The 16,910-nt window shown below is 35.3% G+C and carries 20 protein-coding genes; 19 read left to right on the forward strand and 1 reads right to left on the reverse strand.

All coding sequences use genetic code 11. The features are described 5' to 3' along the window. Positions 1 to 14: 14 nt before the first annotated feature. The 5 genes from LQV47_RS01180 (at position 15) to msrA (ending at position 6,472) form a co-directional block, all read left to right on the forward strand. Positions 15 to 1,214, forward strand: a complete 1,200-nt coding sequence (locus tag LQV47_RS01180; RefSeq protein WP_230032876.1) for a PepSY-associated TM helix domain-containing protein — start codon at positions 15 to 17, stop codon at positions 1,212 to 1,214. After that, the gene (locus LQV47_RS01185; protein WP_230032877.1) at positions 1,214 to 3,328 is read left to right on the forward strand and encodes a TonB-dependent receptor; all 2,115 of its coding nucleotides are present in this window, start codon (positions 1,214 to 1,216) and stop codon (positions 3,326 to 3,328) included. Before LQV47_RS01180 ends, LQV47_RS01185 begins: the two co-directional genes overlap by 1 nt. Before the next feature lie 51 nt (positions 3,329 to 3,379). After that, entirely contained in the window at positions 3,380 to 4,591 is a 1,212-nt protein-coding gene (locus LQV47_RS01190; protein ID WP_230032878.1) for a PepSY-associated TM helix domain-containing protein, read from the forward strand. Positions 4,592 to 4,670: 79 nt separating this feature from the next. Then, entirely contained in the window at positions 4,671 to 5,639 is a 969-nt protein-coding gene (locus LQV47_RS01195; protein ID WP_230032879.1) for an ROK family protein, read from the forward strand. Between the two features lie 278 nt (positions 5,640 to 5,917). Next, a complete protein-coding gene (gene msrA / locus LQV47_RS01200; protein ID WP_230032885.1) occupies positions 5,918 to 6,472 on the forward strand; it encodes a peptide-methionine (S)-S-oxide reductase MsrA in 555 nt (184 codons plus the stop codon). 55 nt (positions 6,473 to 6,527) lie between these two features. On the opposite strand, the gene LQV47_RS01205 is transcribed toward msrA, so the two are convergent. Further along, on the reverse strand, positions 6,528 to 7,367 hold the full coding sequence (locus tag LQV47_RS01205) for a hypothetical protein (protein ID WP_230032887.1): 840 nt from the start codon (positions 7,365 to 7,367) through the stop codon (positions 6,528 to 6,530). A 380-nt stretch (positions 7,368 to 7,747) separates the two neighbouring features. Here LQV47_RS01205 and LQV47_RS01210 point away from each other — a divergent pair, with 380 nt between their 5' ends. From LQV47_RS01210 to LQV47_RS01275, 14 genes are all read left to right on the forward strand, one after another. Continuing rightward, entirely contained in the window at positions 7,748 to 7,954 is a 207-nt protein-coding gene (locus tag LQV47_RS01210) for a hypothetical protein (RefSeq protein WP_230032889.1), read from the forward strand. A gap of 68 nt (positions 7,955 to 8,022) precedes the next feature. Beyond that, positions 8,023 to 9,684 carry a tetratricopeptide repeat-containing sensor histidine kinase gene (locus tag LQV47_RS01215; protein WP_230032890.1) on the forward strand — a complete coding sequence of 554 codons (1,662 nt, stop codon included), beginning with the start codon at positions 8,023 to 8,025 and terminating at the stop codon, positions 9,682 to 9,684. Continuing rightward, positions 9,677 to 10,339: a response regulator gene (locus tag LQV47_RS01220; RefSeq protein ID WP_230032892.1), complete on the forward strand. Its 663-nt coding sequence runs from the start codon at positions 9,677 to 9,679 to the stop codon at positions 10,337 to 10,339. Before LQV47_RS01215 ends, LQV47_RS01220 begins: the two co-directional genes overlap by 8 nt. Positions 10,340 to 10,480: 141 nt before the next feature. Next, positions 10,481 to 10,744, forward strand: coding sequence for a hypothetical protein (locus LQV47_RS01225; protein ID WP_230032894.1), 264 nt, complete (start codon positions 10,481 to 10,483; stop codon positions 10,742 to 10,744). Beyond that, entirely contained in the window at positions 10,716 to 11,003 is a 288-nt protein-coding gene (gene yidD, locus LQV47_RS01230) for a membrane protein insertion efficiency factor YidD (RefSeq protein WP_230032896.1), read from the forward strand. Before LQV47_RS01225 ends, yidD begins: the two co-directional genes overlap by 29 nt. 5 nt (positions 11,004 to 11,008) lie before the next feature. Continuing rightward, entirely contained in the window at positions 11,009 to 11,347 is a 339-nt protein-coding gene (locus LQV47_RS01235; protein ID WP_230032898.1) for a YegP family protein, read from the forward strand. A gap of 4 nt (positions 11,348 to 11,351) precedes the next feature. Beyond that, a complete protein-coding gene (locus LQV47_RS01240) occupies positions 11,352 to 12,422 on the forward strand; it encodes a type I restriction endonuclease (protein ID WP_230032901.1) in 1,071 nt (356 codons plus the stop codon). Positions 12,423 to 12,434: 12 nt separating this feature from the next. Then, complete coding sequence (locus LQV47_RS01245) at positions 12,435 to 12,953, forward strand: SH3 domain-containing protein (protein WP_230032902.1); 519 nt, start codon at positions 12,435 to 12,437, stop codon at positions 12,951 to 12,953. 17 nt (positions 12,954 to 12,970) lie between these two features. Further along, positions 12,971 to 13,597, forward strand: a complete 627-nt coding sequence (locus tag LQV47_RS01250) for a PH domain-containing protein (RefSeq protein WP_230032903.1) — start codon at positions 12,971 to 12,973, stop codon at positions 13,595 to 13,597. Positions 13,598 to 13,600: 3 nt separating this feature from the next. Next, positions 13,601 to 13,810: a TM2 domain-containing protein gene (locus LQV47_RS01255; protein WP_230032905.1), complete on the forward strand. Its 210-nt coding sequence runs from the start codon at positions 13,601 to 13,603 to the stop codon at positions 13,808 to 13,810. Positions 13,811 to 13,812: 2 nt separating this feature from the next. Beyond that, positions 13,813 to 14,214, forward strand: coding sequence for a DUF6804 family protein (locus tag LQV47_RS01260; RefSeq protein WP_230032907.1), 402 nt, complete (start codon positions 13,813 to 13,815; stop codon positions 14,212 to 14,214). Between the two features lie 5 nt (positions 14,215 to 14,219). Next, positions 14,220 to 14,627: a hypothetical protein gene (locus LQV47_RS01265; RefSeq protein ID WP_230032909.1), complete on the forward strand. Its 408-nt coding sequence runs from the start codon at positions 14,220 to 14,222 to the stop codon at positions 14,625 to 14,627. Between the two features lie 6 nt (positions 14,628 to 14,633). Next, positions 14,634 to 15,974: a beta-carotene 15,15'-monooxygenase gene (locus LQV47_RS01270; RefSeq protein WP_230032911.1), complete on the forward strand. Its 1,341-nt coding sequence runs from the start codon at positions 14,634 to 14,636 to the stop codon at positions 15,972 to 15,974. A gap of 9 nt (positions 15,975 to 15,983) precedes the next feature. Further along, a complete protein-coding gene (locus LQV47_RS01275) occupies positions 15,984 to 16,871 on the forward strand; it encodes a hypothetical protein (protein WP_230032913.1) in 888 nt (295 codons plus the stop codon). Positions 16,872 to 16,910 lie beyond the last annotated feature (39 nt).

Below are 16,910 nucleotides of genomic sequence, written 5' to 3' on the forward strand. Positions count from 1 at the left end.
GTTAACTTTTTGCTATGAAGAAAAAGCATCATAAAAAGAAGGTTTCTTCAACAAAGAAATGGTCTGCCAAACTGCATTTGTGGTTTGGCTTATCCGTTGGTATTATTGTTTTCATTGTTTCTCTCTCGGGAACATTATATGTTTTTAAGGATGAAATTCAGAATAGCCTCCGCAGGGAAGCCATTTATGTGAAGAATGTTGATGCCGGAAAAAAACCTTTATCAATTAATCTTCTTCGCGAGAAACTGAGCTTAGAACTCAATGAAAAATACCCCATAAGTGCTGTTGAAATTCCCCTGGACAAAAATAAATCCTACCGTTTTTTCTATTATGAGAAAAGTAAAAAAGGATGGAACTATTTCCAGCAGGTTCTCATCAGCAAGCAGGTCTATATCAATCAGTACACCGGGCAAATTCTTGCGGTATATAATGAAAAATATGATGTCTTAACCATTCTGAAATACATTCACTGGAGTCTTTTGCTCAATTCTGAATGGGGCCCGTATGTGGTAGGAATTCCCACTGTACTTTTCATCATTATGCTGATTACAGGAATCATTTTATGGTGGCCTAAAAACAAAAACGCAAGAAAAGGACGCTTTTGGTTCAACTGGAAAAATATAAAAACCTGGAAACGAAAGAACTACGACCTTCACAATGTATTGGGATTCTATGCTTCATTCATTGCATTATTACTGAGCGTTACCGGAATTTACTTTGCCTATCCTTACGTAAAAAACGTTTTTAATTTCGCGTTATCCGGATCAGTGAACCTGCCTAAAGAAAAAGAAATCAAGTCTCCGGATTCGTTAATGGTGAAAAATGAGAATATTTTTGATCTTGCAGCAGCACAAACAGAAAAATTATATTCAGGATCAGCCAGCTTCAGAATTTCTTTAAACGGAAAAAACAAAAAAGGAAAAGAACTTAAAAACTTACCCGTTACCATTTACGGGCAAGAGGGACGGTTTAGTGAAAGGAGCCTGCTCACCTTTGATAAATACTCCGGAAAACTATTAGCCGATAGATCTCATCAAAAACTGACCATCGCCGAAAAATATTCCAATGCCAATTATGATATTCATACCGGATCTTATTTCGGAATCGTTGGAAAAATTATCTGGTTTATTGCCGGGCTCATGTGTACATCACTCCCAGTTACCGGATTTCTGGTATGGTGGGGAAAAAGAAAGAAACAAGGAAAGAAAATATAATGAAAAAAGCGCTTTTATCTGCTGCTTGCCTAGGAACGACAACCGTTTTTGCCCAGGTTAAAGATAGTTTACAAACCAAAAACGTTGATGAGGTCGTGATGACTGCTTCAAGGAAGAAGGAGAACATTAAAGAAGTTCCCAGCTCCATTACTGTTGTTGCAGAAAAGCAGATCCAGTCTCAGCTGACCGTCAATTCAGATATTACAAGTATCCTTCAGTATACCGTTCCAAGTTTAGGAACTAATTCGGGGCAAACTTCCAACACAGGACAGACATTAAGAGGGCGCCAGGTATTGGTATTAATCGACGGAATTCCACAGTCTACCCCACTCCGGAATGGTGCAAGAGATTTAAGAGTGATTGATCCGTCAGCTATTGAAAGAATTGAAGTGATAAAAGGGGCATCCTCCATCTATGGAAATGGTGCAGACGGTGGTATCATCAATTATATTACGAAAAGAAGTAAAACGGATAAAAAAATTTCCGGAATCTCGCAGATCGGTATTACGGGACAGCCTTATGGAGGGACTTTAGGCGTAAGAGCCAGCCAGCTTTTAACCGGAAAAGTCAGCAAATTTGATTACACTCTATCACTGGCCTATGAAAGAACGGGTTATATGAAAGACGGGGACGGTGTTATGCTAAGTCCGACTTACAGTACCGCAAAAATGGATAACTATAACGGAATGCTGAAGCTAGGCTATGATATCAATGACAATCAGAGAATTGAAGCATCATATATCGGATATTCATCAAGATCAAATCTTAATTTAGGATTAAATACCGGTGTTTACGGAATTGAGCCTACCATTGGACAAGGAGAAGGAAAAAGCCTTGAAACAACTCCTCAGGGGACACCAAAAAATCATAATATCAGGGTAAGTTATGACAATAAGAACTTATTTGCCGGAACAGCCTTAAATATTAATTTTTATTACCAGGATTTTAAAACGGTTTACGGATACAGCGATACTTTTTTTAATGGAGGGCAATCCAATGTTATTTCTAAAAAAGCAGGCGCCCGGTTTAATTTTGATACCCAGCTTTGGAATTCTCAAAATTCTCAGGGAGAGATTATATATGGGGCTGATATTTTAAATGATCAGACCGTACAAAAGCTGGAAGACGGACGTTTCTGGACTCCCAATATGAGTATGACCAATATTGCGCCTTTCCTTTTGGTGAAAATTGACCTTCTTAAAAAGCTAACCATTAAAGGAGGTCTCCGCTATGAAAACATCAAAGTTAATGTAGATGATTTCAATACCCTTTCTGTTATTAAAAACGATGGAACATTTACCAAAAGTATTCCTGTAAACGGAGGAAAACTAAGCTATAATGCCTTAGTGGGAAATATAGGTCTCCGATATAATATTGAACCTTATATCAATCTTTTCGGAAGCTTTTCACAGGCCTACTCTATCAATGAGCTGGGAAGAATTCTAAGAACCTCAACTTCCGAGACGATTCAAAATCTTGAAACAAAACCCATCATTGTTAATAATTACGAGCTGGGGGCAACAGGACAGCTTTCCAGCTGGCTTCACTATGAGCTTACGTCCTACGTAAGTACATCAAAACTGGGAGCAACCTTTGTACAGAGTGCGGACAGAGCTCTAACTATTAAAAGGGCTCCCGAAGTAATTTATGGGGTGGAAGGTTTTTTACATTTTACGCCTGTCAAATGGCTTCAGTTCGGAGGAAGCTACAGCTGGATGGAAGGCATCACTTCTCCGGACGACAATGGAGATTATTCTGCAAAAATCAACAACAGTAGAATTTCAGCACCTAAAGTACTGGCGTATGCTCAGGTAAGGCCTATTCCGACATTATCTGTCGGGGTAGATATGCTACATTCATTCACGCAGAACAGATTTGATCCTAATGTAAAAACAGGGCTATATGCTTATGGGGAAGGATATGTTCCGGACTACACTGTTTTTAACTTAAAATCAAGCTACGAGGTAAACAACAACTGGAAGGTATCTTTAGGGGTTGAAAATATTCTCAACAGAGTTTACCAGCCATCAATTGCCTGGTGGGCAGCCAGAGACAGTGATTTCACCAATTCTTTGGGAGCAAGAGGAACTCTCATGATTGAATATAAATTTTAATTAAACTAAATAAAACTAAAACATATCTTTGCTTTAGTTTTCCATTGCGATATGAATAAAAAGCATCATCATAAAAAAAAACCGGGATTCTTTAAAAAATGGTCTGCAAAACTGCATCTGTGGTTTGGACTCGGAATAGGGTTTTTGATTTTTATTATCTCCATTACCGGCGCATTGTATGTCTTTAAAGATGAAGTGGAAAATTTTACCCGTAAAGATGTCATTTACCATCAGGAACAAAATATTGAGCAAAAGCAGGTTCTTCCCATCAGAGTGATGGAAAAATCTGTTGCAGAACAGGTACAAGAAAAATATCCTGTCCATTGGGTCAATATTCCTATCGATAAAAAGCTGTCTTATGTGTTCTACTGGTATGAACACAACACGGATGCCTGGAATTATTTTGATGAATTTCCCGTCTATAAAGCAGCCTATGTCAATCCTTATACAGGAAAGGTACTGAGGGTATATGACGAAAAAAACGGCTTTTTCAATATTGTAAAAATGATCCACTGGAGCTACCTTTTAAAACAGGACTGGGGAACTTATGTGGTAGGAATACCGGTTATTATCTTTATCATAATGCTGATCAGTGGGATTATCCTGTGGTGGCCAAAGAATAAAGCAGCAAGAAAACAACGTTTTGCATTGAAGTGGAAGAACATCAAGAGCTGGAAAAGAAAGAACTACGATCTTCATAATGTCTTAGGATTTTATGCTTCCATCTTTGCTTTAATTTTTTCTATAACCGGCTTATTTTATGCTTTCTTTGTGGTTCAGGCTATGATCTACGTACTATTCTCCGGAGGGGAGACAAAATATCCTGATTTTTCACACATCAAAACAAAAGCGCCTATTGAGCTGAGAACAGAGGGAACTTTGGATAAAATCATCAGCACTGTACAACAGAAATATCCGGATTCTTATGGATTTGCTATAGATCTTGGCCACGAACATATGGATGACCATGAGCATCCCAACTTTGAGGTATACGTAAAACACCTTAGTTATTCTTACCACAAAAGCAGCAGTCTGATCTTTGATGAAAACTCCGGAGAATTGCTCCATACCCATGATCAACAAGATAAAAACTTCGGTGAAAAAGTAGTGGGATCCAACTATGATATTCACGTGGGATCCATTTTAGGTCTTCCTACCAAGATTATTGCATTTATTGTCAGTCTTATCTGCGCATCACTTCCGGTAACAGGATTTATGATATGGTGGGGCCGGAAAAAGAAAAAACCGTTAAAAACAGTCTAAATTTTTAAATAAAATTGAGTTCTTAATCCATTAATACAATCTTTTTTATAATTTTAGCCCCTAGAATTTAATAATAGAGATGTCATTAATAGATTTATCAAAACAAGTTGCCCTGGGAGTTGATATCGGCGGAACCAATACCAAATTTGGAGTAGTCAATCATCGTGGAGAAGTTCTGGACAAAGGAAACCTTAAAACCGATGCCTATGACAGAGTGGAAGATTTTATCGATGCTTTATATGAACACGTTTATCCTTTAATGGAAAAACACGGGACGGAAAAAAATTTCGACGGAATCGGAGTAGGCGCACCTAATGCGAACTATTACAAAGGCACCATAGAACTGGCTCCCAATCTACCCTGGAAAGGAGTTATTCCTTTTGCTGAGCTGATGACAGCCAAGTTCAATTTACCCTGTACAGTTACCAATGATGCTAATGCAGCAGCGTTAGGTGAAATGCTTTTCGGAGCAGCAAGGGGAATGAAAGATTTTATCATGATCACGCTGGGAACAGGTGTAGGAAGCGGAATCATTGCCAATGGAAGCTTAATCTACGGACATGATGGCTTTGCCGGGGAATTGGGACACACCATTGTAAAACCAGGTGGAAGAAAACATTGGAGTACAGGTTCCGAAGGAAGTCTGGAAGCCTATGCCTCTGCCACAGGAATTACCATCACGGCTAAAAAAATGAGGGCAGAATTTGCAGAGTCTATGCTGAACCAGTATCCTGAAGAGGAAATTAATTCTAAAACAGTATACGAATGTGCATTAAAAGAAGACCCTATTGCTATTGAAGTCTTCAGATATACAGGACAAAAATTAGGTGAAGCTTTGGCCAATTTTGTGATGTTCTCTTCACCACAGGCCATCCTTTTATTCGGAGGGGTAATTAAGGCAGGAGACTTTATTTTAAAGCCCGCAAAGCTTCATATGGAAAGAAACCTTCTTCCTATTTTTAGAAATAAAGTAAAATTGGTATTCAGTGAACTGGACGAAGCAGATGCAGCCATCTTAGGGGCAAGTGCTTTGGTTTGGGAAAAATAACTGAACAAACATTTTATCATACAAGCAGTCCAAATGGGCTGCTTTTTCTTTTTTAGGAACCATAGATGACACTGATTCTTACACATGATTGAGGTTTATTTTTTGTACTCGTTGGGGTCAATGAGACTTAAAATCATTTGCTATATCTATAGTTGTAATTTGAGTTTAAGACGTTAAATTACGCTCAAATGAAAAACTTTTTCATAATTTTGATTTGCTTTTTTAACGCCCTTCACGGGTAAAGAAAAGAATATTTAAATGACATAATTACCCTAACAATGGACAACAATAATTTAGAACAGATCATCTTTGGTGGCGGATGTTTCTGGTGTGTAGAAAGCTGCTTCAATATGCTGAAGGGTGTTGAGTCTGCTATTTCAGGATATTCCGGCGGACACAAGGAAAATCCCACTTATGAAGAAGTATGTACCGGAACAACTGATCATGCTGAAGTAGTACAGATTACTTACGACCCTGCCATTATCTCTTATGAGCAACTGATGGATGTTTTCTTTTTCCTTCACGACCCTACCCAGCTGAACCGTCAGGGGAATGATATCGGAACCCAGTACCGTTCGGTGATTTTCTATAAAGATGATGCTGAAAAGGCTAAAGCTGAAGAAGCGATCAAAATATCTCAGGGATCAGGAAGATGGCCAGGAACCTATGTTACTGAACTGGCCCCATTCGAGAAATTCTGGCCGGCAGAACAGTATCACCAGGGATATTATAACGTCAACCCTAATCAACCTTACTGCAGTGCTGTGGTAGGTCCTAAAATACAGAAATTTAAAAAACATTTCGGAGAACTGGGAATGCTGAATATCGAGTAACCAAAACAGAGCGGAGAGAAATCTTCGCTTTTTTTGTGTAAAATATCTGTAAAAACTATTCCAATACCTCTATAGAATCTTTATGCTCACCTGCATATTTATAGATGATGAAAGGAGTAGATTTTCTCAACTCTCTCCCATTATCGGGGTCTATACCATCCTCCGTAAAAAACTCAACCCCATTATTGTATTTGGAATACCATGTTTTCCCAAGTGCGTTGAATTCCGTCAGGGTATCCTTTCTGGTGATTTTTTTAAAATACTGGAATTTATGCTCATTCATTGCTACAATAGTAAGCCCCGGCCTGATATAGCTGCTGTCCGTTCCCATATATCTTTCTCCATCCCAATACATATATTTTTTCTCAATACCCGGTTTTACAGGAGCTAAAAATGAGAGCCCTGCCTTTTTGTTATTAGAAAAAACAACACTTCCCGTAACAAGACATAATAATAGGGCAATTTCCATAATTCCCAACCCATTCTGCTTGATATACTCAGGTATTTTAAAATGCTGTTCATTGGTAATATTGATGACAAGCTTGGAAATTTGTTCCGATATAGATTCTTCATCTTCATCCACCTTAATCTTTATCGTGGTTTTATTAGCCTGTTCATCTTCTTTCGTGAAAGTCCGGGAGAAGTCTGCAAAATCTTTATACCCCAGGTACTGACTGAGCTTGTCAAGCTTAAAGGACTCAATATTTATTTTATCCTTAATTTCTGCCACATAGGCATCATAATACCTTACAAGAGTTTTATCTGCAATCGTAAAATAGAGTGTTTCCTCCAGGTGTACGCTTAAAAAAAGAGCTATTCCATTTTTCTTTTCCTTTCCGGAATCCTCTTCCCCCTGCCTGAATACCTCATGAATTAGTAGTTTTATTTTGGACATATATAGTTTTTATCAGTCTTTACAAAATAGATGATTTCCCATCATACCACATTACGGATTTCCGTAAGTCTATCCTGTCCATTTTCTGTCTATCGATGTCTATGTCTTGTCTAACACCTGCTTCACTTCTTGTCGCATCTTTGCTTCAGAAAATCAGTGATAAACAAAACATTACAAAAACAAATTTACAAAACTGATTTCAAAATCACCAGATAAAACGGAGGAAAACTCCGGGTTGGGAAGCAGATGTTTCTCCTCCGTTTTTGAAGGTTCACTTCCCAAAAAATTAAGAAGCGCTTCGAAATTTTAATGTGTACAGCCTGAGATCAAGATTTCTCAGGAGGAAGAAAAACAATTTCAACTTCAAAAATTTTAAGGAAATGATCCAGATTATACTAATGCTATTCGGTTTAGCATTCTCAAATAATAATGCACATACAGCAACAGGTGATAATGACGCAACAGTAATAATGTCAATAACAGAAGACCCAATTACAGACGGAGGCGGAAACGGAAATGGTCACGGAAACGGAGGAAACACAGGAGGAAATACAGGACAAGTTCCACCCCCTTATAGCCAACCTTAATCATTATGAAAGAACAGATTGTACAATCTGTTCTTTTTCTTTACTTTGGATACTACAAAGTAATCTCCATGAAAAAACTCTTTACTATCTCCTTATCAATCCTATTACTCTCCTGTAATAGCAAAAAATCAGAAAAAGAAAGTATTACAGATGCTGAAGTTTATTATAAAATAGCTAAAAGTGACACAACTGGTAACCCATTCTATTACTTTAACATGGCTAAAAACTTGTATTTTGAGGCAAAAGACTCAACCGGAGTTGCTAGAGCATTGGTAAACATGGCAATATTACAAGAACAAAAAGGAGATTACTATGGAAGTATTGAAACCTCTCTTGAAGCCGATCGTTATTTAGAAAATAAAACAGACAATATAAGTTTGCGAACATCAGCTTCAAATTTTAATAACATGGCGATCTGTTCCTCTTATCTTTATGACTTTGATAACTGCATCAAATATTATAAAAAGGCTATTCAATATACCAATATTAAAGAAGATAAGTATATGTTTCAAAATAATCTCGGAGCAGCTTTGATCACTTTAAAAAAATATAAAGAAGCGATTAAAAACATACAGCTAGCGCTGCCAACGACAGACAGTCTAAAATACGCAATGGTCATCAATAACTTAGCAAGAGCAAAATATTATGATGATAAAAACTACAATCCTCTTTTTGAATTTAATAGAGCGCTGGAAATAAGGAAAAGAAATAATAGCAGCATAGATGAGAATTCAAGCTATGCTACATTAGCTAATTATTATTTTTATTCTGACAAAAAGAAAGCGTTGTACTATGCTCAGCAAATGCTGAATACTGCTAAAAAAAATAAGAGTTTCGAGGATCAGCTCCAGGCATTACAAAAAATAATAAATCTAACTCCTAATAATAATTTGGTCTATTTTGAAGAGTTCCAAAAATTAAATGATAGTGTACAAATTGCAAGAAATAAGGCAAAAAATCAATTTGCAACAATAAGGTACGATGTAGAAAAAAAGAATACAGAGAATCAAACATTAAAATTCCAGAAAGCAGAGAAAGAAGTTCAGCTCCTCTATCAAAATATTGGTATAGGTGCTTTGTCTTTATCCTTAATTGGTGGCTTATTTTGGTATAGAAGGAGGAAAAAAAGGCTTCAGCAGGAAAAGGAGCTTGAAGTAAAAAACACGCAACTGAAGATGTCTAAAAAGGTTCACGATGTGGTAGCCAACGGGCTTTACCACATGATGATTGATGTTCAGAATAACCCTAACATGGACAAAACAAGAATTCTTAACGATATTGAAAAAATGTATGAAGAATCCAGAGATATTTCTCATGAGAATATGGCAGAGAAAGATTTTGCATTACGCTTTATCAATATGATGACCTCCTATTCTTCTGATGTGCAGAAAGTTTTACCCGTAGGATACAAAGAGAGCATCTGGGAGAATATTTCATATAATACACAGCTTGAGGTTTACTATATTTTGAGAGAGATTCTTGTAAATATGAAAAAACACAGCCACGCAAAACTAGCTTCTGTAAAATTTGAGAAAGACAATCATTGCTTAAAAATAAGATACACAGATAACGGCATAGGAATCAATGATTTAAACTATCAAAAAGGGACGGGAATCCATAATACGGAAAACCGTATTGAAAGCATAGGAGGAGATATTATTTTTGAAAAAAATCCTACAGGTGGATTAATTGTTCGAATAACCATTCCAATACAACCAAAATATGTTTAAAAAAATCCTTATAGCCGAAGATCACGAAGTCAGGAATCTAGGAGTTGTAAATACACTTACAGAATTACAGATTCAGAATTTTGATTTTGTAAATTATTGTGACGATGCCTTACAAAAAATAAAAACAGCAGCTACAAACAATATTCCTTACGATCTGTTAATTACAGACTTATCTTTTGATAAAGATCATATAGAGCAAACAATCAATTCCGGTCAGAGGTTGATCGAAGAGGTAAAAAAAATTCAACCTGGTTTGAAGATTATTGCATTTTCGATAGAAAAGAAACCTAAAATCATTGATGATCTTTTTAAAATACAGAATATCAATGGTTTTGTAAGCAAGGGAAGAAATGACGGTAAAGATCTAAGAAATACAATTAAGAAGGTTTTTTCCGGTGAAACCGTTATTCCACAAGAGATTTTAAATTCTATCCGAAACACATCCTTTGGGTTTACAGAATATGATGTAACCCTTATTGAGCTTCTTTCTAAGGGGTGGAAACAAAGTGAAATTGAAATATATTTTAAAGAAAATAAAATAACCCCTGACAGCAGAAGTGCCATAGAAAAAAGGTTAAATGATCTCCGCTTTGAACTTGGAGCCAAAAACAATATTGAATTGATCGTTATATGCAAAGACATTGGCATTATATAACTTGTTATTTATTAAAAACTAAAAACCAACCTTTCAGCATTTCTGGAAGGTTTTTTTATGAAGTAATTTCAGTTTATGGTTTTCCGTAATGGATCAAGATGTAATGCTCATATTTTTGAAGTGTTAAAACAATAAACAATTATGGAATACAAAGTAATACCATTTGTTGCAACTGCCAATCAACAAAATATGAGTGCAAAAAATATTGCAGAGCAACTTGACAATTTAATAAAAATTCATACCAATAACGGCTGGGAATATGTAAGGTTGGAAAGTGTATCTACCTATATACAACCTGTTGATGGCTGCTTTGGTCTTGGTCAGAAACCAGGCTATATGACTTCATATCAAATGGCTGTTTTTACAAAGGAAGAAAATGAAAAGCCTGCTAATTCTTCTTATTAAAATGTATTGGATGGTAATTCCTCCAGCAAAAAGAAGGAAATGCATTTTCAGAACCAGCTGTTCCAAATACGTCTACGAAAGAACAATCAATGATGGATTTATTTCAGGTTTAAAAGCGTTCAAATATCGTTTTAAAAACTGCAGATCTGGTGCTTACATCATAGAAAATCTTTCTGGAGAAATTCAAATCATTTTACCTAATCAAGAAGTTCTTAATGAAACGGAAGTTTCAGAAAGATTCATTAAAAATAAAAAATAGTAATCATGGGAAAATTTGTAATCACACAAAGAGTCAACAACGAGTATCAATTCAATATGAAAGCCGGAAACGGAGAAATTATTTTAACCAGCGAAGGATATGTCCAGAAGGCGTCATGCCAAAAAGGAATAGAATCTGTAAAAGTCAATTCACAGGAAGATTCAAGATATGACAGACGCGAGGCCGTAAACAACAAAGATTATTTTGTTCTTAAAGCCAGAAATGGAGAAATTATTGGTAAAAGCCCGTTGTATAGTACAAAATCTGGTATGGAAAACGGAATTACTTCTGTAAAAAATAATGCAGCTAACGCAGAAATCATTGATGAAACTTTAAAAAATTAAAACCATGGATCTTAAAATAAAACTGGAACAGTTACATCAAAAAGTAACAGGCCTAAAGGAGCAAATTGGTACTGAAGAAGCTACAAAAAATGCCTTTGTGATGCCTTTCATACAGATCCTGGGTTATGATATTTTCAATCCTACTGAAGTTGTCCCCGAACATGTTTGTGATATCGGAACAAAGAAAGGAGAAAAGGTAGATTATGTAATCAAAAATAATGATGAACCCATTTTCATTATTGAATGTAAACATTGGAAAGAAAGTGCTGATGCCCATAATTCTCAGCTCCATAGGTATTATCACGTTTCGAAAACCAGATTTGGAGTTTTAACCAATGGAATAGTTTACAACTTTTATACAGATTTGGAGAAGCCCAATATCATGGATGAAAAACCGTTTTTCACTATTAATATTGAAGACCTAAAAGACAGTTCCATTAAAATTCTGGAAAGCTTCACAAAGAAAGATTATAATCTGGAAAGCATTCTCGATTCTGCAGAAGCATTAAAATACATCAAAGCCATCAGAAAAGAATTCGAAAAAGAGATCGAAAATCCGTCTGATGAAATGGTAAAGCTTTTAGTGAACCGTTTTTTTGAAAAGCCTTTAACAGCAAATAGAATGGTTTCTTTCAAAGAATATGCTAAAAAAGCTTTAATGACTTCTATTAATGAATCCATCAGTTTTCGGTTAAAATCCGCATTGAGCATTAATGAACAAATAGAAAAAAGAGAAGATGATATAAAAACATCACAGCCTATCGATGAGAATAATGATTCTAAAATTGTCACCACAGAAGAAGAACTGGAAGGATTTCAAATTGTAAAAGCCATTCTGAGAGAAAAAATTCCGTCTTCGAGAATTGCTTACAGAGATACTTTATCCTACTTCGGGATTCTGTTGGATGATAACAACAGAAAGCCACTTTGCAGATTACATTTTAATACAACGAATAAATATTTAGAAACTTTTCACAACGGAAAGGAGGCGGGAGAAAAGGTTCTATTAAATACTCTTGATGAAATCTACAATTATAGGAGCCAACTTCATCAGACATTAGAAAATTATTCCTAAAAAATGATACCCATGAAAAAATTAATCCCATTCATCGTACTTTCTTTCAGCTTATTTCTTTTAAATGCTTGCTTTAAAGCCAATGACAACATAGGACACTTTGGAAGATGTACGGGTTCGGCCTATTGCACCGCCTGTTCAAATTGTTCAGGGTGCGGGCACTGCAACAGTGGTGGAACTTGTGGTGTCTGTCGTGGCGAATCTTCTGGAAGAAACTCATCTTCAGGCAGCTCCACTAAAAGTAAATATAAAAAACACAAATCTTCAGATTCTTATAAATCCTCAAAAATTGAATCTGGTAAGCCGCCAAAAGTATTTATTGATAAGGTTAATATTAGCTCCAGCAACAGATATATGGCGGGAATTGAAGCGATAAATATTTACGAAAGACCATCATTTAAATCTAAAGTAATAACAACTGTTCCCAAAAACACCCAATTGATTCAGCTTGCAAAAGAAGGCTCTTGGTACAGGGTGCAGGTAAAATCAAGTGAAAAAAAAGGGTACATCTTCAATAAAAACATACAATAATCAAAAAACAAAATAATATGAACTTAAAGAAATTCTTAAATGAAGAACAGGATCCTCAAGCTGTTGAAAAGCTTTTAGGAAGAATCAACAGCCTTCTCACCTTACAGGAAGCTGTAGAATATATAGCTGTTCAAAAGAAACCTGTTATCAATTTATCTCCTGATTGTATTGCCTTAACTAACAGAAGAATTATTTTCTGCAGGCCAAAAACCTTCGGCTTATCAATGGATTTTCAGGATTACAGCTGGGTAGATGTAGCGGATTGCCACATCAAAGAAGGAATTGTTGGTTCTACATTTATCATGAGAACAACAACAAACTATACCAATACGATGGATTATCTTCCAAAAAATCAAGCCAGAAAACTGTATCAGTTTGCACAGGAAGTGGAAGAAAGAATGCGCGGTTTACGAAGAGAAAAAAATATTGAAACTTTGAGAGCTTCTGCAGGAGGCGTAACCGTAAACAATGTCACTCCTATTATCACACCATCTCCACAATTTCAGCAGGAAAAAAAGACATTGCTGATAGAGAATGAAGATCCTTTTGCCTTATTGCAGAAATTAAAAGATTTAAAGGAGAACGGAATAATTTCTCCTGAAGAGTTTGAAATAAAAAAGAACGAAATTTTAGCAAGAGTTTAAATTATGAAATCTACCACCGCATTACTTGCATTTTTCCTGGGAGGATTAGGCATTCACAGATTTTACTTAGGCCAAACTGTTATGGGATTACTTTATCTGGTATTTTGCTGGACTTTCATTCCCGCATTAATTGCATTTTTCGATTTCTTCATTTTTATTTTTATGTCTGAAAACCGGTTTAATTCTAAATATAATCTCAAAACAGGATTTTAAATATGAAACCATTTCTCACCTTCTGTGCGCTTTGTTGTTTCATCGGTATTTTCAGACTTCCTATAGAATATTATACTTTCCTCAGAATTCTTGTTTCCATCGGAGCTTTACTGGTTTTATACAATACTTTAAGCCTTAAGCAGCATTATTTCAGTATAATTTTTCTTGTCATTCTCATTCTTTTCAATCCTGTGTTTCCGATTTATCTGTATCGGAAAAACATTTGGATACCGCTTGATGTTATAACGGGAGTTTTATTTTTATTGATCAATTTCGTGAAAAAAGCAGAACACACAGAGGAAGAAGAAGCTACCGAAGAAATCTCAGAACAATCGGCGCCAATACATCAAAGAACTGTTTCAAGAGACAGAATCATTAATCCTAAAAAAACAAAAGAAGAATAACCATCATGGAAAACAATCAAATAACGGAAAACCTCAAAGCTCACTTCTTAAGGTTATATCAAATGGCCATCTGTGATGATGATTTCAGTGCTTTAGAATTAAAAATGCTATACAAATGCGCGGAAGAAAGAGGAATTTCATCAAAAAATCTGGACGAAATCCTTTTAAACCCGATCAATTTAAAATCATTAATTCCGAAAACTATTGAAGAAAAAGTAGATTATCTGTATGATCTCACAGTAATGATATGGGCGGACGGAAGTGTTTCTCCGAACGAATATTCTGCAATGCAAAAGTATGTTCTGATGTTTGGTTTTTTGGAAGAAAACGTAACGGCAATTGTAGATTATCTCATTGAAGCCGTAAAAATCGGAAAGAATAAAAGTGAAATTTTATATGAATTAAAAAATTAACTCATCATGGATACCATCAGTATAAAAAATTTATTTAAATTAAAGTCTGTTCCCATAGAGCCTAAGGAGGAACTGTTTTCTAAAAACGAAGCCGCTCTGAACGAAGAATCTTCCGAAGAAAGCAGGAAAAGAACCTATCATGAATCCGGGTACAGAGACAGTTCGCGGACCAGCGGAAACCACTCTACTCTATCCATCTGTCTTGACGCCGTTTACTCAAAATTTCAGAATGAGGAAAAAGAAATGGTTGAAAAACAACAAAAACTGAAAGAATCTTATGTCAACGAACAAAAAAACAGAGAAACAGAAATCAAGGCATTAAGCGTATCACAAGAGACAAAAGAGGAACAGCTGAAAACAAAAAACATAGACATTGAAAATCATCAGCACACCATTGAAGCCTTAAAGTCAGAAATCCTTGATCTTCTGAGAAATCCCGAAAAATACAATGTAAAAGCAACAAGAGGTGCCTCCACAAAGTTTTGGATTGGAGCAATTCTTCTGTTTCCTATTAGTTTGTATTTGTTCACGTTTTATATTTCAACTTCCTATTCCGCTTTTTTTAAAAATTTTGATGCCAAAAGTACCGTAATCCAAAGTGTTTTGGATGCACAGGCTTTCAGCAAAGCATGGAATGAAGGAGTTATTGAAGGAGCATTTGTTACATTAATTCCGTTTGTATTTTTGGGATTAGGTTTTTTGGTTCATATGTTCGGTGAAAATAAAACAACGGCCAATTACATCAAATTGGGATTATTATTCATTGTTACTTTTGTTTTCGACTCCATTTTAGCCTATGAAATTGAATCAAAATTATATGAATTAAATAAAACTTTTAATTCTCCACCTTTCGATCTTACTATAGCTTTTACCAAAATTCAGTTTTGGGGGATCATTTTCGCAGGATTCATTGTATATATTATCTGGGGAGTCGTTTTCGATTTTGTAATGAAAGAACACCGTGAAAAAGACAAGATCAAAAACGAACAGGAAATCAGACAGAAAAAAGTTGAATTCTTTCAGGAGAAGATCAGTGTTTTGAAGAAGGAAATTGAAGAAATTCTTGCCAACATCGGAAGTATAAAAGAATCTGTTATCAAAACACGGGGTAGAATTGAAGAACTACAGAATATCATTGACGGAGTCATTATTCCAACTAAAGACTACAAACTGTATGCTTCAGAGTATGTTCAAGGCTGGATAACTTTTATTGGTGAAAAAATCGCAGTATCAAGAACGGAGAAACAAATAATGATTGATGACTGCATTGCAGCTTACAATACCAATCTGGAAACTGTGGGTGCTAATTCCGACAATCAAAATTTAGTTTATTTATCATCTTTATAATCGTAAAATATGAAAAAGATATTCTATTTATTAATGATTATTTCTTTGGTTTCCTGCTGTAAAGAGAAAAAAATTGGGACAAATGAAGAAAAGAAGAATTCTATTATTGTTGATTCAAACAATATCAATGTCAGTATATTAATTGATTTGTCAGATAGAATTGATCCTGAAACAAATCCGAACCCTACAATGGAATATTACCAACGCGACACGGAATATATTAAAGCTATTGAAAGGGGATTTTTAAATCATATTAAATCAAAAAAAATAATTACTTATGATGATCAGATGCAGGTTTTCTTTAACCCGGAACCTTCTGACCCGAAAATGAATGACTTCACAAAAGACTTAAAAGTTTCTTTCAACAGGGATATTCCAAGAAGTTATTTTGATTCCGTAGAGAAAAAGTATGCAGAGCTACCCTTAAACATTTATCAGTCGGCTATAAAAGACAAATCATTTGTAGGTTCTGATATTTGGGAGTTTTTCAAAAACAAGATCAGCGATTACTGTATTAAAGATGATCACAGAAACATTCTGTTTATACTGACTGACGGATATATGTATCATGATGATTCTAAATTTTCGGAAAAGTCAAAAACCTCTTATTTAACACCTAACTTAATAAGGTCACAGAAGCTTACTGCTTCTGATTACAAAACTGTCATTGAGAAAAATGAGTATGGCTTTGTAAAAGCAAATGATAATCTTAAAAACTTAGAAGTAATTGTTCTCGGCATCAATCCAAAGAAAGGCAATCCATTTGAAGAAGGAGTGATTAAAGAATACTGGGAAAATTGGTTTAAAGAAATGAAAATCAAAAAATACCAGATCAAATCTGCCGACCTTCCGTCCAATCTTGAACCCATTATCTTAAAGATTATTTCAGGAAATTAAAAACACGCCTATATAGTTAATTATCTAAAAAAGCGAAGA

Origin of the sequence: Chryseobacterium sp. Bi04 (genome assembly GCF_918698085.1) — a bacterium.
In the GTDB taxonomy this organism is placed as follows: domain Bacteria; phylum Bacteroidota; class Bacteroidia; order Flavobacteriales; family Weeksellaceae; genus Chryseobacterium.

Coding starts and splice junctions, on each gene's coding strand:
- LQV47_RS01180 (WP_230032876.1), top strand. CDS start 15: ATGAAGAAAAAGCATCATAAAAAGAAGGTTTCTTCAACAAAGAAATGG.
- LQV47_RS01185 (WP_230032877.1), top strand. CDS start 1,214: ATGAAAAAAGCGCTTTTATCTGCTGCTTGCCTAGGAACGACAACCGTT.
- LQV47_RS01190 (WP_230032878.1), top strand. CDS start 3,380: ATGAATAAAAAGCATCATCATAAAAAAAAACCGGGATTCTTTAAAAAA.
- LQV47_RS01195 (WP_230032879.1), top strand. CDS start 4,671: ATGTCATTAATAGATTTATCAAAACAAGTTGCCCTGGGAGTTGATATC.
- msrA (WP_230032885.1), top strand. CDS start 5,918: ATGGACAACAATAATTTAGAACAGATCATCTTTGGTGGCGGATGTTTC.
- LQV47_RS01205 (WP_230032887.1), bottom strand. CDS start 7,367: ATGTCCAAAATAAAACTACTAATTCATGAGGTATTCAGGCAGGGGGAA.
- LQV47_RS01210 (WP_230032889.1), top strand. CDS start 7,748: ATGATCCAGATTATACTAATGCTATTCGGTTTAGCATTCTCAAATAAT.
- LQV47_RS01215 (WP_230032890.1), top strand. CDS start 8,023: ATGAAAAAACTCTTTACTATCTCCTTATCAATCCTATTACTCTCCTGT.
- LQV47_RS01220 (WP_230032892.1), top strand. CDS start 9,677: ATGTTTAAAAAAATCCTTATAGCCGAAGATCACGAAGTCAGGAATCTA.
- LQV47_RS01225 (WP_230032894.1), top strand. CDS start 10,481: ATGGAATACAAAGTAATACCATTTGTTGCAACTGCCAATCAACAAAAT.
- yidD (WP_230032896.1), top strand. CDS start 10,716: ATGAAAAGCCTGCTAATTCTTCTTATTAAAATGTATTGGATGGTAATT.
- LQV47_RS01235 (WP_230032898.1), top strand. CDS start 11,009: ATGGGAAAATTTGTAATCACACAAAGAGTCAACAACGAGTATCAATTC.
- LQV47_RS01240 (WP_230032901.1), top strand. CDS start 11,352: ATGGATCTTAAAATAAAACTGGAACAGTTACATCAAAAAGTAACAGGC.
- LQV47_RS01245 (WP_230032902.1), top strand. CDS start 12,435: ATGAAAAAATTAATCCCATTCATCGTACTTTCTTTCAGCTTATTTCTT.
- LQV47_RS01250 (WP_230032903.1), top strand. CDS start 12,971: ATGAACTTAAAGAAATTCTTAAATGAAGAACAGGATCCTCAAGCTGTT.
- LQV47_RS01255 (WP_230032905.1), top strand. CDS start 13,601: ATGAAATCTACCACCGCATTACTTGCATTTTTCCTGGGAGGATTAGGC.
- LQV47_RS01260 (WP_230032907.1), top strand. CDS start 13,813: ATGAAACCATTTCTCACCTTCTGTGCGCTTTGTTGTTTCATCGGTATT.
- LQV47_RS01265 (WP_230032909.1), top strand. CDS start 14,220: ATGGAAAACAATCAAATAACGGAAAACCTCAAAGCTCACTTCTTAAGG.
- LQV47_RS01270 (WP_230032911.1), top strand. CDS start 14,634: ATGGATACCATCAGTATAAAAAATTTATTTAAATTAAAGTCTGTTCCC.
- LQV47_RS01275 (WP_230032913.1), top strand. CDS start 15,984: ATGAAAAAGATATTCTATTTATTAATGATTATTTCTTTGGTTTCCTGC.